Annotated in this window: 25 protein-coding genes; 8 read left to right on the top strand and 17 right to left on the bottom strand. The window is 36.8% G+C overall.

Features of this window, described 5'->3' with window-relative positions:
• Positions 1-32: 32 nt before the first annotated feature.
• From IGK96_RS02845 to IGK96_RS02825, 5 genes are read right to left on the bottom strand one after another with little or no spacing between them, the layout of a single operon-like run.
• A complete protein-coding gene (locus IGK96_RS02845; RefSeq protein ID WP_002376560.1) occupies positions 33-1,106 on the bottom strand; it encodes an ABC transporter substrate-binding protein in 1,074 nt (357 codons plus the stop codon).
• A complete protein-coding gene (locus tag IGK96_RS02840) occupies positions 1,103-1,939 on the bottom strand; it encodes an ABC transporter permease (RefSeq protein WP_002356512.1) in 837 nt (278 codons plus the stop codon). The genes IGK96_RS02845 and IGK96_RS02840 overlap by 4 nt, the downstream gene beginning before the upstream one ends.
• A complete protein-coding gene (locus tag IGK96_RS02835; RefSeq protein WP_010707223.1) occupies positions 1,939-2,745 on the bottom strand; it encodes an ABC transporter permease in 807 nt (268 codons plus the stop codon). Before IGK96_RS02835 ends, IGK96_RS02840 begins: the two co-directional genes overlap by 1 nt.
• Before the next feature lie 18 nt (positions 2,746-2,763).
• Positions 2,764-3,849, bottom strand: a complete 1,086-nt coding sequence (locus tag IGK96_RS02830; protein WP_002356508.1) for an ABC transporter ATP-binding protein — start codon at positions 3,847-3,849, stop codon at positions 2,764-2,766.
• 25 nt (positions 3,850-3,874) lie between these two features.
• On the bottom strand, positions 3,875-4,417 hold the full coding sequence (locus tag IGK96_RS02825; RefSeq protein ID WP_002356507.1) for a helix-turn-helix domain-containing protein: 543 nt from the start codon (positions 4,415-4,417) through the stop codon (positions 3,875-3,877).
• A gap of 263 nt (positions 4,418-4,680) precedes the next feature.
• Here IGK96_RS02825 and IGK96_RS02820 point away from each other — a divergent pair, with 263 nt between their 5' ends.
• The 4 genes from IGK96_RS02820 to IGK96_RS02805 are packed head-to-tail and all read left to right on the top strand — an operon-like array spanning position 4,681 to position 7,652.
• Entirely contained in the window at positions 4,681-5,673 is a 993-nt protein-coding gene (locus IGK96_RS02820) for a YhdH/YhfP family quinone oxidoreductase (protein WP_002382628.1), read from the top strand.
• Positions 5,674-5,688: 15 nt separating this feature from the next.
• Positions 5,689-6,462, top strand: coding sequence for a phosphopantothenate--cysteine ligase (gene coaB / locus IGK96_RS02815; protein WP_002409489.1), 774 nt, complete (start codon positions 5,689-5,691; stop codon positions 6,460-6,462).
• Positions 6,459-7,013: a phosphopantothenoylcysteine decarboxylase gene (gene coaC, locus IGK96_RS02810; protein ID WP_002359573.1), complete on the top strand. Its 555-nt coding sequence runs from the start codon at positions 6,459-6,461 to the stop codon at positions 7,011-7,013. Before coaB ends, coaC begins: the two co-directional genes overlap by 4 nt.
• 3 nt (positions 7,014-7,016) lie before the next feature.
• Positions 7,017-7,652, top strand: coding sequence for an ECF transporter S component (locus IGK96_RS02805; RefSeq protein WP_002356501.1), 636 nt, complete (start codon positions 7,017-7,019; stop codon positions 7,650-7,652).
• Positions 7,653-7,707: 55 nt separating this feature from the next.
• On the opposite strand, the gene IGK96_RS02800 is transcribed toward IGK96_RS02805, so the two are convergent.
• Positions 7,708-8,913, bottom strand: a complete 1,206-nt coding sequence (locus IGK96_RS02800) for an aminoacyltransferase (RefSeq protein WP_016618424.1) — start codon at positions 8,911-8,913, stop codon at positions 7,708-7,710.
• 237 nt (positions 8,914-9,150) lie between these two features.
• Complete coding sequence (locus tag IGK96_RS02795; RefSeq protein ID WP_002356499.1) at positions 9,151-9,657, bottom strand: QueT transporter family protein; 507 nt, start codon at positions 9,655-9,657, stop codon at positions 9,151-9,153.
• Positions 9,658-9,919: 262 nt separating this feature from the next.
• Here IGK96_RS02795 and IGK96_RS02790 point away from each other — a divergent pair, with 262 nt between their 5' ends.
• Entirely contained in the window at positions 9,920-10,879 is a 960-nt protein-coding gene (locus IGK96_RS02790) for a diacylglycerol/lipid kinase family protein (protein WP_002356498.1), read from the top strand.
• A gap of 66 nt (positions 10,880-10,945) precedes the next feature.
• On the opposite strand, the gene recD2 is transcribed toward IGK96_RS02790, so the two are convergent.
• The 4 genes from recD2 to IGK96_RS02770 all read right to left on the bottom strand — a co-directional run bounded on the left by recD2 (position 10,946) and on the right by IGK96_RS02770 (position 16,107).
• On the bottom strand, positions 10,946-13,555 hold the full coding sequence (gene recD2 / locus IGK96_RS02785; RefSeq protein ID WP_071646784.1) for an SF1B family DNA helicase RecD2: 2,610 nt from the start codon (positions 13,553-13,555) through the stop codon (positions 10,946-10,948).
• A gap of 26 nt (positions 13,556-13,581) precedes the next feature.
• The gene (locus IGK96_RS02780) at positions 13,582-14,226 is read right to left on the bottom strand and encodes a histidine phosphatase family protein (RefSeq protein ID WP_002365042.1); all 645 of its coding nucleotides are present in this window, start codon (positions 14,224-14,226) and stop codon (positions 13,582-13,584) included.
• 216 nt (positions 14,227-14,442) lie between these two features.
• Positions 14,443-14,949, bottom strand: coding sequence for a tRNA (uridine(34)/cytosine(34)/5-carboxymethylaminomethyluridine(34)-2'-O)-methyltransferase TrmL (gene trmL / locus IGK96_RS02775; protein ID WP_002356493.1), 507 nt, complete (start codon positions 14,947-14,949; stop codon positions 14,443-14,445).
• A 312-nt stretch (positions 14,950-15,261) separates the two neighbouring features.
• Positions 15,262-16,107 carry a methyltransferase domain-containing protein gene (locus IGK96_RS02770; RefSeq protein WP_010707217.1) on the bottom strand — a complete coding sequence of 282 codons (846 nt, stop codon included), beginning with the start codon at positions 16,105-16,107 and terminating at the stop codon, positions 15,262-15,264.
• 129 nt (positions 16,108-16,236) lie between these two features.
• On the opposite strand from IGK96_RS02770, the gene cutC reads away from it, so the two are divergent.
• On the top strand, positions 16,237-16,866 hold the full coding sequence (gene cutC / locus IGK96_RS02765; protein WP_002359565.1) for a copper homeostasis protein CutC: 630 nt from the start codon (positions 16,237-16,239) through the stop codon (positions 16,864-16,866).
• A gap of 117 nt (positions 16,867-16,983) precedes the next feature.
• On the opposite strand, the gene mgtE is transcribed toward cutC, so the two are convergent.
• The 4 genes from mgtE to IGK96_RS02745 are packed head-to-tail and all read right to left on the bottom strand — an operon-like array spanning position 16,984 to position 20,761.
• Positions 16,984-18,345, bottom strand: a complete 1,362-nt coding sequence (gene mgtE, locus IGK96_RS02760; RefSeq protein WP_002362548.1) for a magnesium transporter — start codon at positions 18,343-18,345, stop codon at positions 16,984-16,986.
• Positions 18,346-18,375: 30 nt separating this feature from the next.
• Positions 18,376-19,269, bottom strand: a complete 894-nt coding sequence (locus IGK96_RS02755; RefSeq protein ID WP_070415740.1) for an RluA family pseudouridine synthase — start codon at positions 19,267-19,269, stop codon at positions 18,376-18,378.
• 7 nt (positions 19,270-19,276) lie between these two features.
• Positions 19,277-20,074 (bottom strand): NAD kinase, encoded by a 798-nt coding sequence (locus IGK96_RS02750; protein ID WP_002356486.1) that lies wholly within the window; start codon positions 20,072-20,074, stop codon positions 19,277-19,279.
• Between the two features lie 12 nt (positions 20,075-20,086).
• Positions 20,087-20,761: a GTP pyrophosphokinase gene (locus tag IGK96_RS02745; protein ID WP_002356484.1), complete on the bottom strand. Its 675-nt coding sequence runs from the start codon at positions 20,759-20,761 to the stop codon at positions 20,087-20,089.
• A 196-nt stretch (positions 20,762-20,957) separates the two neighbouring features.
• Here IGK96_RS02745 and IGK96_RS02740 point away from each other — a divergent pair, with 196 nt between their 5' ends.
• Positions 20,958-21,536: a CYTH domain-containing protein gene (locus IGK96_RS02740; protein WP_070415741.1), complete on the top strand. Its 579-nt coding sequence runs from the start codon at positions 20,958-20,960 to the stop codon at positions 21,534-21,536.
• 63 nt (positions 21,537-21,599) lie between these two features.
• Complete coding sequence (locus IGK96_RS02735; protein ID WP_002362545.1) at positions 21,600-22,259, top strand: ClpXP adapter SpxH family protein; 660 nt, start codon at positions 21,600-21,602, stop codon at positions 22,257-22,259.
• Positions 22,260-22,836: 577 nt separating this feature from the next.
• On the opposite strand, the gene IGK96_RS02730 is transcribed toward IGK96_RS02735, so the two are convergent.
• Together IGK96_RS02730 and IGK96_RS02725 are read right to left on the bottom strand one after the other, a co-directional pair.
• Positions 22,837-23,775: a glycosyltransferase family 2 protein gene (locus tag IGK96_RS02730; protein ID WP_002376017.1), complete on the bottom strand. Its 939-nt coding sequence runs from the start codon at positions 23,773-23,775 to the stop codon at positions 22,837-22,839.
• Positions 23,741-25,321 carry a glycosyltransferase family 39 protein gene (locus IGK96_RS02725; RefSeq protein WP_010828580.1) on the bottom strand — a complete coding sequence of 527 codons (1,581 nt, stop codon included), beginning with the start codon at positions 25,319-25,321 and terminating at the stop codon, positions 23,741-23,743. Before IGK96_RS02725 ends, IGK96_RS02730 begins: the two co-directional genes overlap by 35 nt.
• Positions 25,322-25,471 lie beyond the last annotated feature (150 nt).

Below are 25,471 nucleotides of genomic sequence, written 5' to 3'. Positions count from 1 at the left end.
GGGGCGATTCGAAAGTTATGAAGGTACTTTTTTTATTTCCGATACATCTTAAACTCCAAGAACAGATCATTATAAATTCCTAAGTATTCTTGACCTAAGTCTTGGTAAACTTCTAAATGTTTGATGGTTTCATCATCTGGATAAAATTGTTTATCTTCAGCAACTTCTTTTGGTAATAGTTTTTTAGCTTCTTTATTTGGTGTGGAATAACCAATATATTCTGCGTTTTGTGCTGCATTTTCTGGTCGTAACATAAAGTTCATAAATGCATAGGCACCCTCTTTATTTTTGGCTGTCTTAGGCATCACAATGTTATCAAACCAGAGATTAGAGCCTTCACTGGGAATCACATAATGTAGATGTTCATTGTTTTCTAGCATTTCAGCAGCTTCACCAGAGAAAGTTACAGCAACTGCACTTTCTTCATTAGCCATGTACATTTTGATTTCATCGGCAACAATTGCTTTGACATTGTTCGTTAATCGGTTTAACTTATCGGTAGCCTGACGTAATTGTTGGTCGTTTTTACTGTTTAACGAATAGCCTAAACTGTTCAAAGATAATCCTAACACTTCGCGAGCGCCATCAATCAGCATGACATTATTTTTTAATTCCGGGCGCCATAAATCATCCCAATGTTGGATCTGACGACCGTCAATAAATTTATCATTATAAATAATCCCCAACGTGCCCCAGAAGTACGGAACGGAAAACTTATTTTTGGGATCAAAGGATTGATCTAAAAAGCGTGCATCAATGTTTTCTAAGCCTTTTAATTTGCTGTGATCAAGTGGTAAAAGCATCTTCGCTTTCATCATTTTTTGAATCATATATTCAGAAGGAATGGCAATATCATAGGCTGTGCCACCTTGCTGAATTTTTGTATACATAGCTTCATTAGAATCAAAGGTTTCGTAATTGACTTTATAGCCTGTTTCTTTTTCAAATTTCTTAATCAAGGCCGGATCTATATAGTCCCCCCAATTGTAAATGGTCAAGGTATCTGCTCCTGCCATGCCACTTGCTTTCTCCAATTGGCGCACGCCAAAAAACAAGATGACAATAATAGCGATAATTCCAATAAAAAGTGACTGTAATTTTTTCATTTTAACTTGGCCACCTCACTTTGTTCCCGACGCATTTTCTTTAAACGTTTTGGCGTATTGTCTTTACTGATAAAGTAATAACCGACAACTAGAATCATTGAGAATAGGAACACTAACGCACTTAAGGCATTGATTTCTAAACTAATTCCCTGACGTGCTCGTGAATAAATTTCAACAGATAATGTTGAAAAACCATTGCCTGTCACAAAGAATGTTACGGCAAAATCGTCCAACGAATAAGTAAAGGCCATAAAGTAGCCAGCAATAATTCCTGGCGCTAAAAAAGGCAAAATAATATTTTTAATCACTTGAACATTATTGGCCCCTAAATCCCGTGCCGCATCTACCATAGAATCGTTCATCTCTTGTAGTTTTGGTAAAACCATTAAAACAACAATTGGAATACTAAAGGCAATATGCGACAATAATACACTTGTAAAACCTAAACTGATAAACCCTACTGCCGTGAAGAAAATTAAGAAACTGGCTCCAATAATAACATCTGGTGAAACGAGTAAAATGTTATTAAAGCTAAGCAACGTGTTCCGGTTTTTACGACGTTTTGTATAATAAATCCCCATCGCGCCAAATGTTCCAATGATGGTTGCTATTAAAGCCGATAAGAAAGCTAGCAAAAACGTATTCAGAACAATGGTTAACAAGCGTGTGTCTTCGAAAACGTTCCGATAATTATCTAACGTAAAACCAGTAAACTGATTCATCGTTTGCGTGTCGTTAAACGAATAAAAAATCAAATAAAAGATTGGTGCGTACAGTAGCGCAAAGACAACGAATAAATACACATAAGACCATTTAAACTTTTTCTTTTGCATTATTTGCCACGCCCTTTCTTCTTCTCACCCGTCAGCAACATCACAATAAACATGGCAACAATTAAAATCACACCAATTGTTGAACCCATGCCCCAGTTTTGCGTTACTAAGAAGTGCTCCTCAATCGCCGTCCCCAACGTAATCACCCGATTGCCGCCAATTAAACGTGTTAACATAAAGAGCGAGAGCGAAGGAATAAAGACAGCTTGAACACCACTTTTCACACCGTTTAGGGAGAGAGGAAAAATGACACGGCGGAACGTTTCCGCACTGCTAGCTCCTAAGTCCCGACTAGCACTAATCAATGAAGGATTCATCTCTTCTAAGGCATTAAAAATCGGCATAATCATAAATGGAATTTCAATATACGTTGCGACAAATAAAAAACTGAAATCTGTAAACAGAATTTGGTGCGTACCCAAACCCATAAAACTCATAAACTGATTGATACTCCCATGAATACTGAAAATCCCAATAAAGGCATAAGCTTTTAATAATAAATTCACCCATGTTGGTAAAATAACTAGCATTAACCACAACTGTTTATGCTTGAGCTTTGTCAAAAAATAAGCCGTAGGATAACTTACCAATAACGTAAAAATGGTAATCAGAAAAGCATACCAAACCGAATTAACGGTCATACTTAAATACGTTCCTGATGTAAAATACGTTTGGTAATTCGCCAAGGTAAACTGGCCATTCATATCGAAAAATGATTGATAAATAATCATTAGCACTGGCGCAATGACGAATAAAAGTAACCACATTACATAGGGAATCGAATAAATTCGACGCATTGTTTTCATTTTATTTTCCCCTTTCGTTTACTCGTCGTAACTTTCTAAACGGGCATCAAAGTCTTCTTCTGATTCATTGAAGCGCATCACGTGAATATCTTCTGGCTCAAAAGAGAGCCCTACTTGAGCGCCTTCTTTGGCTTTTCGAGTGGAATGCACCATCCATTCGTTTCCTTGTTCATCAAAACAAATAATTTCATAATGAACGCCGCGGAATAACTGTGTATCCACCGTTACGGTTAGCTTGCCTTTTTCAAGCGTGGTAATCGTTAAGTCTTCTGGACGTAAAACGACTTCTACAGGTTCATTTTTCCGCATGCCGCCATCGACACATTCAAACTTTTTGCCCACAAATGAAACTAAATTATCTTCCAGCATCACGCCATCCACAATATTACTTTCCCCTACAAAGTCAGCAACAAAGTGATTAATCGGTTCATCATAAATATCGACTGGTGTGCCACTTTGCACGATATGACCTTTATTCATGACAAAAATTTCATCACTCATCGCTAATGCTTCTTCTTGATCATGGGTCACAAAAATAAAAGTAATTCCTAAACGTTGTTGTAAATCACGTAGTTCATATTGCATCGCTGTGCGTAATTTCAAATCTAAAGCGGATAACGGCTCATCTAAAAGCAATACTTTTGGCTCATTGACAATCGCTCGTGCAATTGCGACCCGCTGACGCTGGCCCCCAGACATTTCACTAATTTCACGTGTTTCGTAGCCGGGTAATTGAACCAAACGTAATGCCTCTTTCACTTTTTTTTCAATTTCTGCTTTGGATAGTTTTTTGATTTTTAAACCAAACGCAACATTATCAAAAACATTCATGTGAGGAAACAAAGCATAATCCTGAAACACGGTATTGACTTGGCGTTTATTGGCAGGTACATCATTTATTCTTTTACCATCAAAATAAACATCGCCAGAAGTCACGTCATTGAATCCCGCAATAATACGCAAAATCGTTGTTTTGCCACATCCTGAAGGTCCTAATAAGGTATAAAATTTTCCTTCTTCAATTTCAAAGCTGACATTTTTTAATACTGGTTCATCGTCAAATTGTTTGACAACATTTTCAAATGAAATCACATGGTTTCTCACTGGATAAACTCCTCCATTTCGTCCTTTATAAATACGATTCTGTCGCCACAATTAACGCACGACTTTTTCCTCGACCATTGTTGCTAATTTGGTGAGGTTCTGTTGCTTGGTAATACATTGTTTGACCTTTTTTAGCAATATACGTGGCTTCCCCTAATGTCAAACGAATGGAGCCATCAATCACATAAATAAATGTTTCCGATAGAGAAGGTTCAAACGTTTTGTATTCGCCATTTTTATCAAAAGTAATAATGACAGGTTCCATTTCTTTTTCATTTGAGGCTGGAATTAACCATTTTAGTTCATAGCCATGTTCTTCATCATAATAGAGGGTACTTTCTTCTTCATTGTAGACAATTTTCTGTTCAAGCGGTTGCTGACTAAAAAACTGCTCTGGCGTCACGCCTAGTACTTCTAAAATTGAGAAAAATGTTTCCATTGATGGTGAGCTTAAATCCCGCTCCAATTGGGAAATATAGCCTTTGGATAAATCCGTTCTTTCGCCTAATTCTTCTTGTGTTAAATTTTTCTGAATGCGTAAATTTCTCAACTTCTCACCAATTTCCATGGCACACCTCGTTTCTATTTTCAGCTAATCTTTTCAACAAAAGTTTTGTAATACTAAACTTACAGTTTAGTTTTACCTTTTTTAGTATACGAACTTTTTGAAAAATTTCAACCATTTTTCTTTATTTTTCTAGTCTAATTGTCACACAATCTTTCTTTTCTGTATAACTTACTGTTTATAAGAAGAAAAATGATACGAAAAAATCAGAATATGATAAAATAAGACGAGTTGCTTTTTTACATAATTGGAAGGAGAGTTTTTATATGAATTCATTTCAAGCATTTACGTTAAGAGAACAAGATACATCTGTTATTGGTCAACTAGAAACCATTACTTTAGACGATTTATCAGAAGGCACTGTAGTAATCAAAGCAGCCTACTCCTCAGTTAACTTTAAAGACTCTTTAGCTTCAAAAAAAGACGGCGGTGTGATTCGCAATTATCCAATGATTCCAGGAATTGATGTCAGTGGCACCGTTGTCACATCGGAAGATCCTCGTTTCAAAGAAGGCGATAAAGTGATCGTAACAGGCTATCAATTAGGGGTTACTCATACTGGTGGTTATTCTGAATATGTGCGTGTTCCTGGCGATTGGGTAGTTCCACTTCCTGAAAAAATGAGTCTCAAAGAAGCAATGATTTTCGGAACTGCTGGCTTTACGGCAGGATTATCTGTCACAGCTTTAGAAGACGATGGCTTACGCGACGACAAAGAAGCCCCCATTATTGTAACTGGTGCGACAGGCGGTGTTGCGACATTGTCTATTGCGATGTTGCATCAATTAGGCTACACTTCAATCACTGCATTAACTAGAAAGCCAGATTCTTTTGAGCTTTTAAAAGAGTTAGGTGTTAGTGAATGCTTATTAGTAGAAGATTTCTTAGCAACTCCTGTTAAAGCATTGATGAAACAGCGTTTTGCTTTTGCAATTGATACCACTGGTGGGGAAATTACTTCTGCTGTTTTACCACAACTTCGTTATGATGGCCGTTCAGCCATTTGTGGCCGCGCTGCTGGAATTACATTAGAGACAACCGTTTTACCCTTTATTTTACGGGGCGTTCATTTATTGGGCATTGATTCGGTTAATGTTGGTATGGACAAACGAAAAATAGTTTGGCAACGTCTTGCCACTGATTTAGACATCACTGAAAAAGCTGTGTATCAAGAGATTACTTTAGAAGAACTTCCCCCTGTTTTTGAAGCATTACAAGCAGGCCAACATATTGGACGGACCATTGTCCGAATTTCTTAAGGAGGCGTTTTGATTATGGATGTTTTAGTTACTGCTGGCGGAACGTCAGAACCGATTGATAATGTTCGTTCGATTACCAATCATTCTTCTGGCGGACTAGGAAAAGCAATTGCTGAAAGTTTTTTAGCTGCTGGACACAACGTAACCTACGTAACAACCAAACATGCATTACGTCCAACCCAACAATTGGACTTATCAATTAAAGAAATAGAAACAACGGTTGAATTAGCTACTACGTTAGAACAACTCTTTGCTGAAAAGCAATTTGATGCGATTGTTCACGCAATGGCAGTCAGTGATTTTACGACGGAAACCGCGCAAACGGAAGAACAATTTATTGATTCTTTTGCTCAACAATTAAGCGAACAAACATTGCCAAAGACCAAAGAAGCCTTGGCAACTATCGTTCAAAACACATTGAATCAGATTGCTGATATTCCTCAAACAGCAACAAAAATTTCATCTGATACGGACCGATTATTAATTTTTCTAAAGAAAAATCCTAAAGTCATCCAAATGATTCGTGACAAGCAACCCCAAACTGTTTTAGTGGGCTTTAAATTACTTGTCGACGTTTCACAAGAAGAACTTGTCCAGGTTGCACAAGCCGCTTTGGTTAAAAATCGGTGTGACTTTGTCTTAGCCAATGACTTGATGAACGTTCATGAAACAGAACACGAAGGATTATTAATTAACGAAACGGGCATTGTCCAAGAAGCTTGTTCAAAACAAGGGATTGGTTCAATGATCGTTAAAAATGTTGAAAAGAAATGGAGAGAACAACAATGAAAACTATTTTATTAGGCGTCTCTGGCAGCATTTCTGCATATAAAGCAGCAGATATTACAAGTCAACTAGCTAAGCTTGGCTACAATGTGGAAATTTTAATGACTAAAAGCAGCACAGCGTTCATCACTCCGCTGACGTTACAATCACTTTCTAAGAATCCAGTGCATACGGATGTCATGATGGAAATTGATCCCAGTAAAATTAATCACATTGAATTAGCTAAAAAAGCGGATTTATTTTTAGTAGCACCTGCTTCGGCCAATACAATTGGGAAATTAGCCCATGGGATTGCCGACGACTTATTATCAACAGTTGCTTTGGCGCTTTATCCTGAAACACCCAAAATTATTGCGCCCGCGATGAATACGTATATGTACCAAAACCCCATTGTCCAACGAAATATTGGCATTTTAAAAGAAGTCGGCTATCAAGAAATAATCCCACGTGAAGCTCTATTAGCTTGTGGCGATTATGGTCGTGGCGCACTTGCCACTGTTGAAGATATCCTTCAAACAGTGATGAAAATTTTAGCATCTGATAACAAGGAGTAATTTATGAATAACACGAAAAAATTTACGTTAACAGCAATGTTCTTAGCTATCTTACTTTTACTGGCTTTAACCCCACTAGGATTTATCACATTAGGTCCTTTAAATTCGACCACGATGCATATTCCTGTAATTATTGGTTCCATTGTTTTAGGGCCAAAAATCGGTAGTATGTTGGGCGGCACGTTTGGGATCATTAGCTTAATTAAAAATACGACAGCACCAACACCTTTGTCGTTTGTTTTTTCTCCATTTATTCCTGTGATCGGTACCGATCATGGTAGTTGGAAGGCACTTTTAATTGTGCTCATTCCGCGGATTTTAATTGGGGTCGTTCCTTATTTCGCTTACAAATGGCTAAATAAATTAACGAAGGAAAAAGCGCAACCTGTCTCCTTATTTGTGGCTGGTGTTTTAGGCTCAGCAACGAATACCATTTTAGTCATGAACATGATTTATTTTCTTTTTAATTCAGCTTATGCTGAAATTATTGGTAAAGCTGGAACTGCTGTTTACCTAGCTATTATTGCGACGATTTTCAGTTCTGGTGTGCCAGAAGCTCTTGTTGCTGGTGTAGCTGCTTCAGCAATTGCTAGCGTTTTGCTTCGCTTAATGAAACGGAATGCAACACAAAAACTATAGAAAAAAACACAGGGACTAAAAATCAAGTTTGATTTTTAGTCCCTGTGTTTTTTATTTATTTTTTTTGTTTTCGTAATTTATAAGCATATTCACTGGCTTTAAATAATAATTTATTAACCGGTAAATCGAATTCCCCAATAAATTCATTAATCGTTGGGTTGAAGTTCGCTTTAAACTTAATTAAGCCATCATTTAAACTACCTTCTAAGCCGCCCATATTACAGCTTTCGCAGCCACGGTTAAAACATTCTTGAATGGCATCTCGCCAAGTCACATAAGTTGGCATGTAGCGTTTATAACGATCATCTAAGCCAGCATAAAGGATTTCACTTGTTGGACCAAATGTCACAGCCAAGGCGCCAGCAACCGTGACGATTTCACCAGCTTCTGCGATATTTTCTTCTAATTCTTTTAGTTCCCGAGTCAAGGAAGTATCTAATTCTTCTAAATTATGGCGCTTTTTCACTTGATTTTCTTTCAAATTACTCAAGTCTTTTTGATTTTTGTCATAGCGTTGTTGCGTGCTATCTAAGCGTTCCTTTAAATTGACTTGCGCCAACATAATAAAGGAGTCTTCTGGGTAAATGTTCAACAGCTTCTTAAAGTAATCACTATTCCTCAAAGAAATATGTTGGCGTTCCATGGTTGATTGAATGACTTTTTCAAATTCATCAACAAAGTCAACATGCCCTTGCTGCACAACGACCCCTTTTTTTTCAGCTGTTTTAATCATTTTCTTGGTACTTTTTGACAATTGTTCCTCACTAAAATCTTCACGATAAATATTCGCTTGGAAGCGAGGCTGGATGGTGGCCCCCATATCCATTGTCAGTCCTTGATATTTGGCCCCTGCTTTTTTCAAGGTCTCAATAATAGCTGTCGCTTCAGCATGCGGTTGATGTTCCTCTCCCAAATGGAAATCTTGATAGTGAACCGCTGGATCCATTTTTATAAATAAAGCTCGTTTTTTCTTGCCAAATTTTTTCAATTCAGCCATAAAGTAGCTGATCAAACGTTCATTTGTATAGTCCATTACTGGACCTCTTGGTGTATATAACATCGTAAAACCGGCTGGTAATGGTTTGATTAAAACTAAACTTGATGCAACTAATGTATCCTTTTCATAAACCCCAACAATTTCAGAACCCCAGTTATCCTTGACTTTTGCCCATGAAGATGACTGTAGTAAATTACATAATGGGTGATTTTTAACAAATGTATCGTGTACTTCTGCCGGAATACCGATTTTAAATGTGTACATGTTCAAACTCCTCTGCTGTGACTTTCCAATAGTCCGTTTATCTTACACTATCATAGTGTATTCCAACAGACTAGTAAAGTTTTACATGAAAATTTTTAGAAAAAATGTAGATCTTATTCTTTATGTAAAAAAGACGAGGTAGAAACAGTTCATTCTACCACTTAGTTCACTAATAGCAACGACACTTTTCTTCACTGCCATTCAAAGGATGAATCATTTCTATCCACATCTTTTCAATTAAATACGTGTTTCAAATTTTAATGACTTGTTGATAAAGTACATGATTGGTGCTGAAATCGTCATAATAATCGCTTCACTTAATGCTAACCAACCATAAGTTGTCCAAAATGCTTGGCCGCCACTTGGTACTAGCATAAAGGCAATAAAAAACATACTTACAGTGAAAAATAGACTATTTAGACACATTCTAACAGGAATACTTGGTACCTTTTTTTGTAAAAAAGCTGTTAAGCTCAACGCAAATAATGTTTGCGCTCCACCAAACAGAGCATCCATTACACCGAAACCAAAAAATAAGTTAAAAAAGATAACGCCGCCTAAAACACCCCACATCAATTTGCGATTGAAAACGACTAGGTGATTCAAACTTTCTGAAATTCTAAATTGAATCATACCAGAAGAAACTGGCCGAACCAATAAAGAGAGGACAATATATAAGCCCATAATGATACCATTGGCTAAGACTGTTCTTAGCTTTCGATTGGCTTGAAACGAATTTTGCATACTTTTTCCTTCTTTCTCCGAGTTTTTTTACAAGGGATGGTTGATGAACCTTGGTTACAATTGCAACAGTTCACATTCTAATATGGAAAGTCAAAATAGTCAATGAAAGCCCTGTTTTACTTTGCACTTATTTGCAGTTTTCACCTCTCGTGCATTGTTTCGTACCTTTTTCTAGTCATTTTTTACTTTTTTAAGCAATCTTTATTCGCAGAAGTTCCTCCCTCTGGTATAATGGACAATAGCGATTCAAAGGAGGAGCTCAATGAACATTCACTACTATCTTATTATCAACGAGCAAGCAAGTAGCGGCAATGGCCGAAAAGTCGCTAGAAAAGTGATTCAACAACTCAAGCAACAAGAACTTAAATATACGGCTCTTTACACTGATTACGCTGGACATGAAAAAGAATTGACGAAGGAACTTGCAGAAACAACTTTACTTCCTTGGTCTGAAGACTTAGACGTTTCAACTTTTCCAATCCTAGTCGTGCTAGGCGGCGATGGCACACTACATAATGTCATTAATTCATTACTTCCATATGATTCAGCTATTCCTTTAAGCTATATTCCATGCGGCTCTGGAAATGATTTTGCACGAGGGGTGGGATTATCAAGGAATATTGATAAAGCATTGCATCAAATCCTGCGCACCAGACGACCAAAAGAAATTCAAACGATTCATTATGTAGAAGCCAACCAAGAAGAAATCGGCTTAGCCACCAATAATGTTGGCTTAGGGTTAGATGCGGCAATCGTGGAAAAAACCAACGAATCGTCATCAAAAAAAGCCTTAAATAAATTTAAGCTTGGCTCGCTTTCCTATATTTCTTCAATCATTCATGTCTTTTTTAAACAAAAAGGCTTTCCAATTTTAGTTGAAATGAATGGTAAACAATACACATTTAATCGTGCTTTCCTATGTACGGTCACAAATCATCCTTATTTTGGCGGGGGCGTATCAATTATGCCGACGGCCAATCCTCGCAAAGCAGTCGTGGACTTAGTTGTCGTGGAACGAATCAATATTTTTAAAATTTTGTGGCTTATTTTCCTATTGCTTCGCCAAAAACAAGGGAAATCTAAGCATTTTCATCATTTTCAATCAAGCAAAATTCGAATTGTTTCGACGATTCCACAAACCATTCACGCAGATGGCGAGATTTTAGGCAAACGAAGTATTGATATGGTTTATACCACACAAAAACGTTTGTTTTGGTTTTAACTGAGTCCCTTAAGGTTGAAAAAGAGTGCCATAAGTCAAAACGACTTATGGCACTCTTTCCTTTTCTCACATAAATTGATAAGGCGTCGTTTCCTTCATTCCAATCATTGGATCAACAGCATTTGTTTGAATAATTTCGACTGTTAGTCGTGGTTCTTTTGGTAATGGTTCTTCGACAACTTTTGTCGCTTTCTTTGCTGTTTCTGGGGTTGACTCTTCCCCTTCATCAGCAAATAGTGAAACTTCTTGTACCGTTGTTTCAACTAATTGCTCGTCTGTTTCTTTGATCTGATCGGCTTTCGTTGATTGCTGTTCAGTTTCATAAGAGACAGCTTTTGTTTCCTTTTCAGTAAATGGATGGTCTGCCGTTAAACCTTCTTCATAGGCTTCTAACTGAGTTCTAATCGTTAAGGTCATTTGTTCTGCGTTCACGATTCGTTCTTTTAGCATCGTCATGCGACTAGCCGATTCGTTTTTGACACATGTTTCAAAAGCAGAAACCTCCCCTAATAGAATTAATAATTCTTTACTACGTGTCACTGCTGTATACAACAAATTTCGTTGCAGCATTCGGCTATACTGATGAACCATTGGCAGTAACACCATGCGGAATTCACTACCTTGCGCTTTATGAATCGAACAACAATACGATAGCGTAATTTTATTCCATTCATTTCTTTTATACGTTACTTCATTATTATCAAACTGTAAAACCAACTCGTCCACTTTGTCCTCTGAGTCTTTGGCCAAAGTAATTCCGACGATTTCTCCCATATCTCCATTGAACACATTTAATTCTGGCGTATTGACTAGTTGCAAAACTTTATCCCCAATCCGATAGACGGTGTCATTCCATTTGACTTCTTTTTTCTTACCATCATTTGGATTGAAGATTTCTTGCATCATTTTATTCAAGGCATCAATGCCGGCTGCGCCACGATACATTGGCGCTAAAACTTGGATATCTTGTGGCGTAAACCCTTTTGCTTTTGCCTTTGTGACGATTTGTCGAATGTATTCTTCGATATGACCAATATCACTTGCAAAGAACGAGCGATCCTTTTGATTTTTTTGAAAATCAGCAGGCAACTTTCCTTCTTTAATTTCATGGGCAAGAGGAATAATACTTGAACCGTCTCCTTGACGATAAATTTCGTTTAACTCACATTTGGGAATTTCGTTAATTTGCAATAAGTCATGTAAGACTTGACCTGGACCGACAGACGGTAGCTGGTCCTTATCACCAACAAAAATCACTTGCATGTTTGTCGGAATAGCTTTTAATAACGTATTGGCTAACCAAGTATCCACCATTGACATTTCATCTACAATTAGCAAACCGCCTTCTAATTCTTTGGCGGTTAAACTCGGATTTTTTTCACGACCTGTCAAGCCTAACAAACGATGGATGGTACTTGCAGGTAAACCTGTCGTTTCGTTCATACGTTTCGCTGCTCGCCCAGTTGGCGCCGCTAGCAAGATTGGAAACATCTCCTGCGTGTAGTCTTTGAGATCTAATGAAAGACCATTTAGCTCCGCAAACAACGAGACAATCCCATTAATAACAGTTGTTTTCCCTGTTCCGGGCCCTCCAGTTAAAATAAATAACGGCGATTTAATCGCTTCTTCAATCGCTGCTTGTTGCGAGTCGCCATACTGAATATTTAAACGTTTCTCAATCATTCGGATATTTTTTTGGACTTCTTCTTCCTCGTAATGAATTTCTTTTTTACGAGAAAGTAAACGCTGAATCGAAGTACCAATGCCCCATTCAGAAAAATAGAGACTGTTCTCAAAAAGTTTAGTCTCTTCTTGTTGGATTTTTCCATGTTCGACTAACGTAATGATTTCATTGGCCACTTGATCAGGTGAGATTTCCACTGGGCGACTTGCTTCCAAGGTCCGAATCGCTTCTTCTAACAAAACATCTGCTTGAACATACGTATTGCCTGAGCGAATGGAGTGTTCAAACACTTCATGTAAAATCGCCGCTCGAATTCGAACAGCAGAATCCGCCTGAATGCCGATTTGTTCAGCAATATTGTCCGCTCGTTTAAATCCGACTCCCTCAATATCTTCAACTAACTGATAGGGATTTTCTTGAATCACAGAAAGGGTTTCTTCTTGATACGTTTGATAAATTGAAAAAGCTAACTGACTACCGAAGCCGTATCGATTTAGTCCCACAATCACTTGCTCCATCCCGTGATTCAAACGAATTGTTTCGACGATTACTTGACGTTTTTTTTCATTTAAAACAGTAACTTCTTCCAAAACACTCGGGTCATCAATAATTCGGTCAATCGCACTTTCCCCTAATACTTCAACAATTTTTTCAGCGGTTCGTTTACCAATGCCAGGAAATTTGTCACTTGATAAATAGTTAACCACCCCACTAGCCGAAGTCGGTCTTTCTTGCTGATAACTATCCACCTGAAACTGTCTGCCATAACGAGGATGGTCCACAAAATGACCAAAGAAACGGTAGGGTTCCTCTTCTTGAACTTGGCCAAAACTTCCAGTTACTACAATTTCTTTTTCTAAATAATCTGTATTTGTATCGGTCACATTTACAAGAACGACTTTATAAAAATTACTGGGATTTTCAAAAAAGATTGCTTGTACAGTCCCAACAATAAAGGCTTTTTCTTCGTCCTCACCAAAAAGTGTTACCACTACAAGCCCTCCTTTCTGTTGTGCGCTTATTGTGCTTTTTCTTTAGCTAAAAAAGACGTATCATTCCATAACGTTAAGTCGTACGGCATGTTCCTTGATGCCTCTTTGGTTTCAAGGATTGAAAGGCTATTGTTTAACAGCCCGCCCATTGTCCGTAATTCTGATAATGGTTTACCAGCCATCGCTTGGATTGCCGCCGTCAGCGCTGCTCCGTGTCCGACAAATAGAACTGGACCTTCGTGCTGCTTCGCCGCTTCAGCAACTGTTTCTGAAATCCGTTGAATCGCTTGCTCGATTGGTTCACCATCAAAAATTGTTGGATCATACAAATCTAAACGATGCCGTAAATGATCTAATTCTTCTCCATAAAAATTACGCATTTCTTCAATATATTGTCCTTCTAAACGACCTAAACCTAATTCTTTTAAGCTATCTGTATAAACAATTTCAACTGGACGATTCAATTCTTGTTGAATTCCCCGCGCAGTATTTTTGGCACGTAATAGCGGACTAGAATAAATTTTTTCAAACGGAATATCTTGTAAATATTGGCCTAATTGTTTAATTTCATCATAACTAGTTGGTAATAACGGCGAATCTCCTGTCATTCCTTGAAATCGTTTCTGTTGATTCCATTCAGTTTTTCCATGTCGTGTAAAATATAATTTCATGTAACTTCTCCAAACTTCTTTATCTCTTCATATGTCTTTCTAGTTTATCACTTCCCTGCGAAAATATCCATGGAAGTTTCTAGTAATCCAAGCAAAATAAGCCTAGAACAAAAATCTAAATTGTTTTTTGTTCTAGGCTTGGAAATTGGCCAACAGTAAAAATAAAACCACTTTCTTCTGACATTTTTGAAAAAAGCGCTACTGTCTTAACTTTTTTTAATCCAATTTATCATTTTCATAATGATGCGTCAGTTCTAAGTTCGGAAAATTTTGCTGACGTAAGGCTTCATAAACAATTAGTGCGGCAGTGTTAGAAAGATTCAACGAGCGCACATGTTCATCATTCATAGGAATTCGGATACACTTTTCTTCGTTTTCTCGCATAAACGTTTCTGGTAAGCCCGTTGTTTCTTTTCCAAAAAGGAAATAATGGTCCTCGCCATCATTATAATTGACCTCGCTGTATGTTTGGTGAGCAAATTTGGTTACTAAATGCAAGTGTTTGCCTGCCACATGGGCTAAAAAGGCAGCCAAATCTTTATGATACGTAATATTTACATCATTCCAATAATCTAATCCGGCACGTTTTAAGTGTTTATCATCTGTTGAAAATCCTAAAGGTTCGATTAAATGCAACGGTGTATTCGTCGCTGCACATGTCCGTGCAATATTTCCAGTATTTGCTGGAATTTGTGGTTCAAATAAAACAATATGGTTCGTCAACTATCTTCAGCTCCTCAAATATCAATCGTGTTCATTTTAGCATAAATTCAAAATAAATAGCGCCCACAATACTTATTTTCAAAAAAAAACCGCATGACGCGATGATGTCAGGCGGCAGCTATTCTAACCAATAAAAAAAACGTACCGTCTCGGTGTCTAGCACGGCGAGTCGTTACGTTAGTGAAGGTCTCTTCACTAACTTTTATCAGAACAGGACCCTGATAAAAACCAATGAAAAAACAACTTGTAAGTAATATAACACCAATGTCACTTTATTGCAAGACTTTTTTAGGATTTTCTTCACAAAAAAGTCTATCTTTTACGACCTACTAACAAGCGGACGTCAATCGTGATTTTTTCCAATGGTCGCTGTTGTAGCTCGGCTTTAACTTTTTGAGAAACTTGCCACTCTAATGGCGACATTTCTAATAAATCCAACCGTCTTTCCTCGGGAATGTCAAAGCAATAAGTTATTCGTTCATCTACTTCCACAGCTAATTCCTCGGCAAAACGTTGGACTACTTTTTGATTGGAATAACTTTGTTTCTTTTCGTCATTGGGATAAAAAGCCGCTCGTAATTCCTTTAAATAATTCTCTTCAGGAATAATTTTAATCACAGTCCCGTCAGCTTTTAGTACTCGCCGAAATTCTTGATAATGTGAAGGAGAAAAAATATTCAAAATCGTATCAAGCCCTTGATCCGCAAATGGCAAATTCGTTAAATCCGCCACACACCAAAACGCATCAATTGGCTGATTACTTGCTAAATAGATTCCTTCCTTTGATAAATCAAACCCGATTTTCAGTCCAGATAAGCCTGCTTGACTTAACTCAGCTAGAAAACTCCCTTCACCACAACCAACATCGACTACTGTTTTATTTTGAGGAAGATAGTGCATAATTTTGTTTAAAACAGGCGCGTACATGCCACTTTGAATCATTTTTCCTCGAGAAGTAAACATTTTTTTATTATATTCTGTCTGAACGCCATGATTTAGAAAGTATAACGTGCCTTTCTTGGATAAATCAAATTGATGCCTCTGTTGACAAATCAGACCAACCCCTTCTACATGCATTGGTTGATGACAAGTTGGACAGCGAAATACAGCTGCTTCTTTTTTCAATAATTGTTGTGCTCGTTCAATTTTCTTTAACATTTAAAACTCCTTACGTTCATCAAATGAACATTTTCTCTTATAAAAAGTTGCACTCTTTTTTTCAGGGCTATGGTAGTAAGCAGAATTATGGTACAATGCCTGTGAAGAAAAAGCAAGGAGCGATAAGAAATGATTAAAGAATTCTGTGCCGAAAATTTCACTAAGATTCCCCAAGCCATTCAAAAAGGTGCGAATCGCATCGAATTATGCGATAACTTAGCCGTGGGTGGAACGACGCCAAGTACTGGTGTTATTGAAGAAGTCTTAGCATACGCTGGCGAACATTCTGTACCAGTGATGACAATCATTCGTCCTCGTGGCGGCAATTTTGTCTATAATGATATTGAATTAAAAATTATGCATACCGATTTAATCGAAGCAAAGAAATTAGGAACCGACGGCATTGTTATTGGCTGTTTAACTGAGGATGGTTGGTTAGATGAAGAAGCTTTGGACTTATTCATTGAAACAGCTGAAGGCTTGCAAATCACTTTTCATATGGCTTTTGATGCCTTGTCGAAAGAAAACCAATTTAAGGCGATCGACTGGTTAGCTGAGCGTGGTGTGACGCGTATTTTAACTCATGGCGGGCCAGCTGGTACCCCTATCGAAGACAACTTTGATCATTTAAAAGAATTAATTGCCTACGCAGATCAACGGATTCTTATTTTACCAGGTGGCGGTATTTCCACAGAAAACGTTCAAACTGTGATGGACACTTTAAAAGTCACAGAAGTCCATGGCACAAAAATTGTTTAATTTCTTGTATCTAAAAAAGTGAGGTAGCCGTCGTATTAACGGCTATCTCACTTTTTTGATTTCAAGCAAACCAACGAATCCTTTTACCTCAGTCTCATGATAAATAAGTGCAATTTTTTAAACAAAATAACGCATAAACATGCTGGCAATATTGAAATAAATTAATACACTGGTTAAATCACTTAAGGTAGTAATAAACGGGCCACTGGCAACTGCGGGATCAAACCCTAATTTATCCATTAACATCGGGATTAAACTCCCTGCTAAATTCGCCACAGTAATTGCACAGAGCATTGCCATCCCAATCACAAATCCAAGCGGAAGATTATGTTGCCACACGCCAACCACAATCATAATGGTTAAACCTGTCACAGCCCCCGTCACTAGTCCCGTGAGTACTTCACTTAAGATTAAGCGACCAAAATTACTATCCTTTTCATCTTTCATAGCCAAACGGCGTACCGCGACCGCCAATGATTGTGTTCCGGCATTGCCGGCTGTTCCGGTAATTAAAGAAATAAAAACGGCTAAAATACTCGCTTCGCTAACTAACGACTCATAATTACTGATTAACGAGGCCGTAGACATCCCTAAAAACAGCAGCGTAATTAACCAAGGTAATCGTTTAGAAGCGGCTTTTAAAGGGTTCTCACTAACTTCCTCAACGTCGACCCCGGCTAAACCAGAGTAGTCGCTAGCGGCCTCATCATCGATAACATCAATAATATCATCAACTGTTACAATCCCCAACAAATGATCATCATAATCTGTAACTGGCACAGCTAAGAAGTCATAGTCACGAATTGTTTGCGCGACATCTTCTTGGTCATCGCCAACATGAACTGAAATAACCCGTTCATTCAAAATATCAGCAATCAAGGTATCATCATCATTAACAATTAAATCCCGCAACGAAATAACGCCGACTAAATGATTTTCTTGGTCGACTACGTAAACGTAATAGATTGTTTCCGCCATGTCCGCTTGATTCTTTAAGACGTACATCGCAGAACGCACTGTTTGATTCGCCACAATCGAAACAAATTCGGTGGTCATAATCGCCCCAGCAGTTTCATCTTCGTAATGAAGTAACTCTTTAATTTCGCCTGCTTCTTCACTACTTAACAAACTAAGATATTTCGCCTTTTGACTTTTGTCTAACATATTTAGTAAATCCACCGCATTATCGGTATACATCTCAGCTAACATATCGGCTGCATAACTTGGGCGCATTTCAGCTAAATAATCTTTCATATTCTCATTATCTTCTTCGATAACATCAAACATATCCGCTAATTCTTTCGGAGATAGGTAATTGTATAAATGTTGTCGGTCTTTTTCATCTAACGATTGGTAAAATTGTCCTTGTTCATAAATGTGTAACGCTAAAAATAGCTCACGAAATTCGTTCATTTGTTGATTTTTTAGCGTTTCTAAAAGAAGGGCAAATTGCTCTTCCATTTCTTGGCCTTCATTCATCTTACACTTTCCCCTCCTGCCTCTTTATTATTATAACGTATCATCTACACTTTTCATATCCTCCGCTAGTGGGGAAATCAGATGAACCGTTTCTTTGGTAAAAGGATGAGTAAAAATTAGTTCCATGCAATGCAACGCTTGCCGCTCAATTCCTTGATCCATCTCTCCATGATACATCTCATCCCCTAATAATGAACAGCCAATTGCTTCAAAATGTACCCGAATTTGATGTGTTCGTCCTGTATGGAGCTGAATGCGCACAGCTGCTGCTTGGGCTCCTCTTTTTGCGAGCCAATATTCTGTACTAGCAAATTGACCTGTTTCGATAACTTGGCGTTTTAATAAAGAGGACAAGTCGCGCCCAATTGGCTTTTCAATCAATTGATGCTCGTTTAACTGCTCAATCGCTCCACCAACAAGGGCATAATAAATTTTTGTCACCTTTTTTTCTCGTAATTCTTGATCAATTAAAGCATGAGCAAAGCCGTGTTTCGCAAATAACATCAGCCCAGAAGTATCTCGATCTAAACGAGTCACGACATGAATAACTTGATTCACATAATTTTGACGCTTGTAATAGCCCTTAACACGATTCGCCATCGTTCCTGAAGGATGATACTGAGCAGGTATCGAGGCAATGCCAGCGGGCTTATTAACTACTAAAAAATGATCATCTTCAAACACAATTTCAATCGGTTCATCATCTGTTAATAATGTCTCATGTTCCGCTTCATCTGGAATCGTCATTTTAACGACATCGCCAGTTTGTAAAGGATAGATGGCATTTTGAGCGGTCCCATTCACTTGAATTTTACCACCCTGAAATTTCACCTTAGCTAATAACCCTTTTGAAACGCCTTGTTCCTTTAAAAAATATTTCACTTGTTGTGTTGTTTCTTTGTCATATGTCCATTGAAATTCCATCGTTTAATTAATCCTCACCAATAAAGGCATCTTTCACTCGATGCCAAAAATGCATGTGCCGATAAGAGGCAAAATGAATCCGTTCGTCTGCAATTCGATAGCAGACGGAAGCGATATTTTCTTGATAAATATCTAATTGGTCCACCGTGACAAAATAATCATCACTTTCCTGTAATTTAATCTCCAGCCACTCCGTATGTGCGATTACAATCGGTGACCCCAATGTTCGAAAGACACGATTGTTTAAGGAGGCGATTTCGGTTAACTGAAACGCATTAATGCTAGGATGCAAAACAGCCCCACCAATACTTTTATTATACGCAGTAGAGCCGGTTGGGGTCGAAATCGACAACCCATCACCACGAAATCGTTCAAACAGTTCGTCTTTAATAAACACATCGCCCACCATCGTCCGGTTTCCTCGTTTAATTGTTGATTCATTTAATGCTAAAAAATGTTTATCTGGTTTCCCATCTCTAAACCGAATCCGCACATCTAATAATGGATAACTCGTACTTTTTTCACGATGAATACACAAACTCTCAACTAGTTCTTTTAATTCATAATCACGCCAATCTGTATAGAAACCCAAGTGTCCGGTATGTACACCTAAGAAACTTACTTCGTTTAACAGATGATTAAATCGATGAAAAGCGGAAAGAAGCGTACCATCTCCGCCGACTGAAATCACAAGTTCAGGTTGACGATTGTCTATTTGAATTTGGTTTTGCTCTAATAGTGTTGTCAGTTGTTTTGTGACTTGTTTCGATTTTTCTTCCGAGTTATGAACAATCGCCACTTTCATAAGCAGACTCCTTTACTGATTTTCTGGTGTTTCGTTTTTAATTTGCTTATAGTATTCGTTTTCTAGCAATCCACGGCCATGAGAGAAGTAATGTTGTGCTTCTTGAATTTCTTCACGAATAGATGACATTTCTTCATCTAATAAATAGGCTGCCTCTGCCGCTCGCTGAAGGCGTTCTTTCATTTCTTCAGGAAAGACACCTTGATATTTATAATTCAAAGAATGTTCAATCGTTGCCCAAAAATTCATGGAAAGTGTCCGAATTTGGATTTCGGCCAAAATAATCTTTTCCCCAGTGACTAATTGCACAGGATATTCCACCACCACATGGTACGAACGATAACCACTTTCTTTTTTATTTTCAATGTAGTCCCGTTCTTCCACAATTTTTAAGTCTTTACGATTTCTTAAAAGTGCGACTACCTGGTAAATGTCTTCCACAAATTGGCACATAATCCGCAAACCAGCAATGTCTTGCATTTCTTCTTCAATCCGATTTAAAGGAATATGCCGAATAGCCGTCTTGGTCAAAATACTATCTACTGGTTTCACACGTCCTGTAACGAATTCAATTGGTATGTGTTTATCTTGCTCCCGAAATTGTTTACGAATACCTCGTAGTTTTACTTTTAATTCGCTGACCGCCTGTTCATATGGCGCTAAAAACAGCTCCCACTCTCGTTCCATGGTAGATCCCTCAATTTCCTTGAATTTCATTCACTGATTATTTTACCACAGTCCTCCCTAAAATAGGGTGTTATTCGCTATTTGATTTCCAAACGCCTTTCATTAGAAAAATTTTTCACAGAGAAGACCACTTTTCTTGACGGAAACCTATATAATATGTGAAAATTGGAGTGATTTAAGAAAGAGAGAGAACCCCATGAGTGAGCACTTAGAAATTGAATTTAAAACATTAGTTAGTCCACAAGATTTCAATCGATTAATCGACCATTTTGCTATTCAAAAAACGGACTTTTTTACGCAAACAAATCATTATTTTGATACGGACGATTTTCAATTAAAAGCACAACGAATGGGCTTAAGAATTCGCGTATTAGCAGATCGTGGTGAGTTAACCTTAAAAGTTCCTGCGCCAGAAGGATTATTAGAAATCAATGACCCTTTATCGCTTGAGACGGCGAACCACTTTATCAAGAGGAATCACCTCCCTACTGAGGGGGCTGTGGCGAAGAAATTACAAGAATTAGGTATTGAAATCGCCTCGATCCATTTAATTGGTTCATTAAAAACAGCACGTGCAGAAAAACAAATTCCTCAAGGACTACTTGCGTTAGACGAAAGTTGGTATAACCAACAGCACGATTTTGAATTAGAGTTAGAAGTTACTGAAGCTGAAAGCGGCAAGCAAGCGTTTCAAACATTAATGGCTGATTTGAACATTCCCATTACGCTTGCACCTAACAAGATTCAACGCATGATGCGGACCACTGCCCCTTAGTATTCGAAGCACTGACGTTCTGGCACCTGTATTTGAAAAAGCATGGCATTGGAGGAAGTATGAATGGTTGAAATTTATTTGTTCGTCAATCCTTTAGGCGGCGTCTGTTTAGAAATTGAAAAAGAAATTATACAATTGTCTGTTAACGACAAGAAAAAAATACAATTGCGCTTTATCCCTTTATTAAACATGAAAACGATCAATGAATTTTTGAGTCGTCAACATATTCCGATTAATGACATTAAACGACGGAATCGAATTTTTGAAGATTTATACTCAGCCGCTCTTGACTATAAAGCAGCACAGTTACAAGGCCGAAAAAAAGGCCGACAATTGTTGATTGGCTTACAAAAAGCAGTAGCTGAAGACGGTCTAGCTTACTCTCCTGAGTTATCAGAAGAACTACTTCTAGCGGCCGGCGGGGATATTGATATGTATCGTAAAGACCGACAATCCGATTTTGTCAAAGAATCTTTCCAAACCGACCAAAAAGTTGCTCGAGAAATGGGGATTAAACAACATCCTACCGCAGTCGTTTACAACTATACTTGCGAGAACGATTTCGGCATTTTAGTCGAAAATTTTGAAAACATGGATGAAATTAAACAACTTTGTCGTGTCCATCCACATAACGAACCGTTGCTGAGCCAAGATGACGCAACCTTTGAATTTAAACGCCGCTCCAATTATCATTTTCCAAATGGACATTTACATTTATTATAAAAAAGAAGGACCATATAGCTGTATAATACGCCTCCAAAATTAGAACAAAAATCTAACTTTGGAGGCGTATTTAAACTAGCAAAATATGATTATGCATTCAAGAACAAAGTAGTAAAAGCTTATCAAAATGGAGAAAAGATGCTATCAAACACTGGACAAAGCAATTTAATATCTCTTCATATTCCACTGTACAAGAATGAGTCAAAATAGTAGAAAAATTTAATTTTAAGGTCCTTCATCAAAAAACTGCCAACGGATACACCTGAATTTAAGCATTCGAAACATAATCAAAACGGAACATCCTAATTAAGAATGATGCTCTAGCTGAATCCTTTTCTTGATTTGTTTAATGATAAAGTTTTGTCCTTTCCATATTGCTAAACACTCGAATATAAAAGCGATTCTTGACAAAAGAAATTAATAAATTGATTTCCTCTAATTATCAGCGAAGCAAAACGAAACTTCGGTTCAGTGTTCAATACTGTAAACGGTTCATTTCATAAAAATACCGGCCAGATTTCTCCAGCCGGTATTCGAGCTCAATTTTGTATTTTACTAAAAAATTCTATTTTTTAATTTAGACTTCTTCTTCAATAATAAAACGTGGTCGCCCCTTAACTTCGGAATAAATTTTACCAATATATTCGCCCACAATAGACAGACTGATTAATTGAATTCCCCCTAAAAACCAGATACTGATGATAAGAGAAGACCAACCAGCTTCAACATTTCCTGTAAAATGTTGTATTAAACTATAAATCATATAAAAGATACCAATTAATAAAGTAATAAACCCTATGTTTCTAACCATTTTTATTGGTACAATTGAAAAGGAAGTAATGCCTTCCATAGCAAAATTAAGCATTTTTTTTAGCGGATATTTTGACTCACCAGCTACTCGAATATTTCTTGAATAATAAACTTTTGTACTAGGAAATCCAACTAATGGAACCATCCCTCTTAAAAATAAGTTTTCTTCTTTAAAAGTTAGTAATACCTTAGTCGCTCGATTGCTCATCAAACGAAAATCTGCATGGTTTGGTACGGTATTCACACCTAGTTTATTCATAAATGAATAAAACATTTCTGCAGTTTTTCTTTTGAACGCGGTATCTGTATCACGGTTACTACGAACGCCATAAACAACATCGTTTCCATCATGATAAGCATCAATCATTCCCTCAATTGCCTCGACATCATCTTGTAAATCTGCATCAATCGTAACAATCATATCTGCAAATTGAACCGCTGTCGTCATACCAGCTAAAAGTGCATTTTGGTGACCAAAGTTGCGACTAAATTTAAGACCTTTAAAATGTTCTTCTTGTTCAGATAGTCTTTTAATAATAGCCCATGTTTTATCTTTACTACCATCATCCACAAACAAAATGGAACTTTCTGTACTTACTTTATTCTTAGCAATCATTCGTTTTAAAAAATCCAACAATACCTTGCTGGAAATAGGTAGTACTTCCTCTTCATTATAACATGGTACTACTATAAAAAGTTTTGACATTTTCTTTTTTCCTCCTATTAGTTGCTGTTAACACACTTTCCCATCCAATTGCTGAAAGTAAATAGAAAAATGGTAAAAATTGAATTAAATAGCGTGAGCGACCACCTTCAAATAATAGTAGAAACATCATAGCTCCAATAATAGTAAGCTTTATGATTAATTCTCTATATGAAATTTGTTTTTTATCAAAAGAGACCGTTGTTAAGTACATACCAAATAACGTAAATATCCATAAAATTTGCATATAAAAACGGAGTGTCCTTGTTCTTTTTCCTTGCTGATAGTAAAAATCTCTGAAAAAACTCTGAAATTTAGATTTAGATTTATTTTCTGGTTTTTGAGGAGTTCCATCGCTTCCCCAACCAAAATCACCACGATCAGTATTATTAAAATGCTTTTTGATAATAAATTTCAGATAACCACCTACTCCATAATCTTGGAGCCTTTTTTTTATTGTCTTCCCTGCATACTCTTTCCTTTCCTTAGTTGTTTTGAGCTTACTCATGGTTGATACATCTTGTGAGTTATAACCGCCACTTCCAGTTAAACCCATCATCATCCAATGTGTCATAGGGAATTGTTTTTCTTTATCATATTGAATAACCGTCTGTTGATTTTTATAAATAGTAAATGTAGTTACTGAACTTACCATTCCTATAACAAATAAACAAACACTGAGTATGTTAACATATTTCCTGTTTTTTTTGTAATTTGCAACAAAAATTACTATAAATACTATTGTCCAAGCAATTAAAAATATAATTGCAGAAGGTTTAATCAAAAAGGTAATTCCACATAATATCCCTAAAAAAAGAATACATATAAAATGATGTTTATTCTTTTTTCCAAGAAAAGAATAAACCAATAGTACTAAAGAAACAAACATAAAGGAAAGACTATCAGTATAAAGAACTAATAACCATGGTGATAATGCTAGACTAAACATAGATAGATATAAAACTAGATAACTAACTCTTTTCGAAAAAAGTCTATTAGCTGCTACTGTTAATACACCTATACCCGTATCTAAAACAACGATATTCAATAACTGCCAAAAAAGCCATGTATTACCAATATTAGGAGAAAAGTGATTCACTGAATTAATAATTCCCAACATTAAAAAAAAGAAAAAAGAATTATTAGGATACATTGATAAATAATTGCTAATGGATTCATTGGTTACATCTAAGTTTTTTAGCCCATTAAAAATACTACCAACATCCCAACCAATTGGGGCGGTAGTTACTGCTACAATAATTATTTGGAAAACAACTGTAATGGCAATCAATATAAATGTTATTTTTTTCAGATGTTTTTTCAAAAAAAATATCATATTCTCAAAAAAAATAAGGAATCTTTTTCTATAATAGCTAGAAACTATCAACATTGTCATAGCAACTATTATAAATAGAATACAAATCAGGTGAGACGCTTTTAATTCTGACAAGTTTAAATTATCGGATTGAACAGCTCCAAAAATAGTCAATAAAATGACTAATGAACTGACTATATTTATCAATTTAAAAATTGAATTTTCTATTTTCATTATCTTTATCCTTTCTCATAAACCTCCAAATAGAATACACTAACAATTAAAAAAATTTCTTATGATAAAGTCCGTATAATTGTGTAAAAGTAAAAAGGCCATATAACAGTCCTTTTACGGTACAATGTTTTTAACGACAAAAACATACCC

It is taken from the genome of Enterococcus sp. DIV0682, from assembly GCF_051712685.1.
GTDB lineage: Bacteria > Bacillota > Bacilli > Lactobacillales > Enterococcaceae > Enterococcus > Enterococcus faecalis.
This window is presented reverse-complemented; position numbering and strand designations above follow the sequence as displayed.

Excerpts from the sequence above, each read along its gene's own strand:
- IGK96_RS02845 (WP_002376560.1), bottom strand. The coding sequence starts at position 1,106 with ATGAAAAAATTACAGTCACTTTTTATTGGAATTATCGCTATTATTGTC.
- IGK96_RS02840 (WP_002356512.1), bottom strand. The coding sequence starts at position 1,939 with ATGCAAAAGAAAAAGTTTAAATGGTCTTATGTGTATTTATTCGTTGTC.
- IGK96_RS02835 (WP_010707223.1), bottom strand. The coding sequence starts at position 2,745 with ATGAAAACAATGCGTCGAATTTATTCGATTCCCTATGTAATGTGGTTA.
- IGK96_RS02825 (WP_002356507.1), bottom strand. The coding sequence starts at position 4,417 with ATGGAAATTGGTGAGAAGTTGAGAAATTTACGCATTCAGAAAAATTTA.
- IGK96_RS02820 (WP_002382628.1), top strand. The coding sequence starts at position 4,681 with ATGAATTCATTTCAAGCATTTACGTTAAGAGAACAAGATACATCTGTT.
- coaB (WP_002409489.1), top strand. The coding sequence starts at position 5,689 with ATGGATGTTTTAGTTACTGCTGGCGGAACGTCAGAACCGATTGATAAT.
- coaC (WP_002359573.1), top strand. The coding sequence starts at position 6,459 with ATGAAAACTATTTTATTAGGCGTCTCTGGCAGCATTTCTGCATATAAA.
- IGK96_RS02805 (WP_002356501.1), top strand. The coding sequence starts at position 7,017 with ATGAATAACACGAAAAAATTTACGTTAACAGCAATGTTCTTAGCTATC.
- IGK96_RS02800 (WP_016618424.1), bottom strand. The coding sequence starts at position 8,913 with ATGTACACATTTAAAATCGGTATTCCGGCAGAAGTACACGATACATTT.
- IGK96_RS02795 (WP_002356499.1), bottom strand. The coding sequence starts at position 9,657 with ATGCAAAATTCGTTTCAAGCCAATCGAAAGCTAAGAACAGTCTTAGCC.
- IGK96_RS02790 (WP_002356498.1), top strand. The coding sequence starts at position 9,920 with ATGAACATTCACTACTATCTTATTATCAACGAGCAAGCAAGTAGCGGC.
- IGK96_RS02780 (WP_002365042.1), bottom strand. The coding sequence starts at position 14,226 with ATGAAATTATATTTTACACGACATGGAAAAACTGAATGGAATCAACAG.
- IGK96_RS02770 (WP_010707217.1), bottom strand. The coding sequence starts at position 16,107 with ATGTTAAAGAAAATTGAACGAGCACAACAATTATTGAAAAAAGAAGCA.
- cutC (WP_002359565.1), top strand. The coding sequence starts at position 16,237 with ATGATTAAAGAATTCTGTGCCGAAAATTTCACTAAGATTCCCCAAGCC.
- mgtE (WP_002362548.1), bottom strand. The coding sequence starts at position 18,345 with ATGAATGAAGGCCAAGAAATGGAAGAGCAATTTGCCCTTCTTTTAGAA.
- IGK96_RS02755 (WP_070415740.1), bottom strand. The coding sequence starts at position 19,269 with ATGGAATTTCAATGGACATATGACAAAGAAACAACACAACAAGTGAAA.
- IGK96_RS02750 (WP_002356486.1), bottom strand. The coding sequence starts at position 20,074 with ATGAAAGTGGCGATTGTTCATAACTCGGAAGAAAAATCGAAACAAGTC.
- IGK96_RS02745 (WP_002356484.1), bottom strand. The coding sequence starts at position 20,761 with ATGGAACGAGAGTGGGAGCTGTTTTTAGCGCCATATGAACAGGCGGTC.
- IGK96_RS02740 (WP_070415741.1), top strand. The coding sequence starts at position 20,958 with ATGAGTGAGCACTTAGAAATTGAATTTAAAACATTAGTTAGTCCACAA.
- IGK96_RS02735 (WP_002362545.1), top strand. The coding sequence starts at position 21,600 with ATGGTTGAAATTTATTTGTTCGTCAATCCTTTAGGCGGCGTCTGTTTA.
- IGK96_RS02730 (WP_002376017.1), bottom strand. The coding sequence starts at position 23,775 with ATGTCAAAACTTTTTATAGTAGTACCATGTTATAATGAAGAGGAAGTA.
- IGK96_RS02725 (WP_010828580.1), bottom strand. The coding sequence starts at position 25,321 with ATGAAAATAGAAAATTCAATTTTTAAATTGATAAATATAGTCAGTTCA.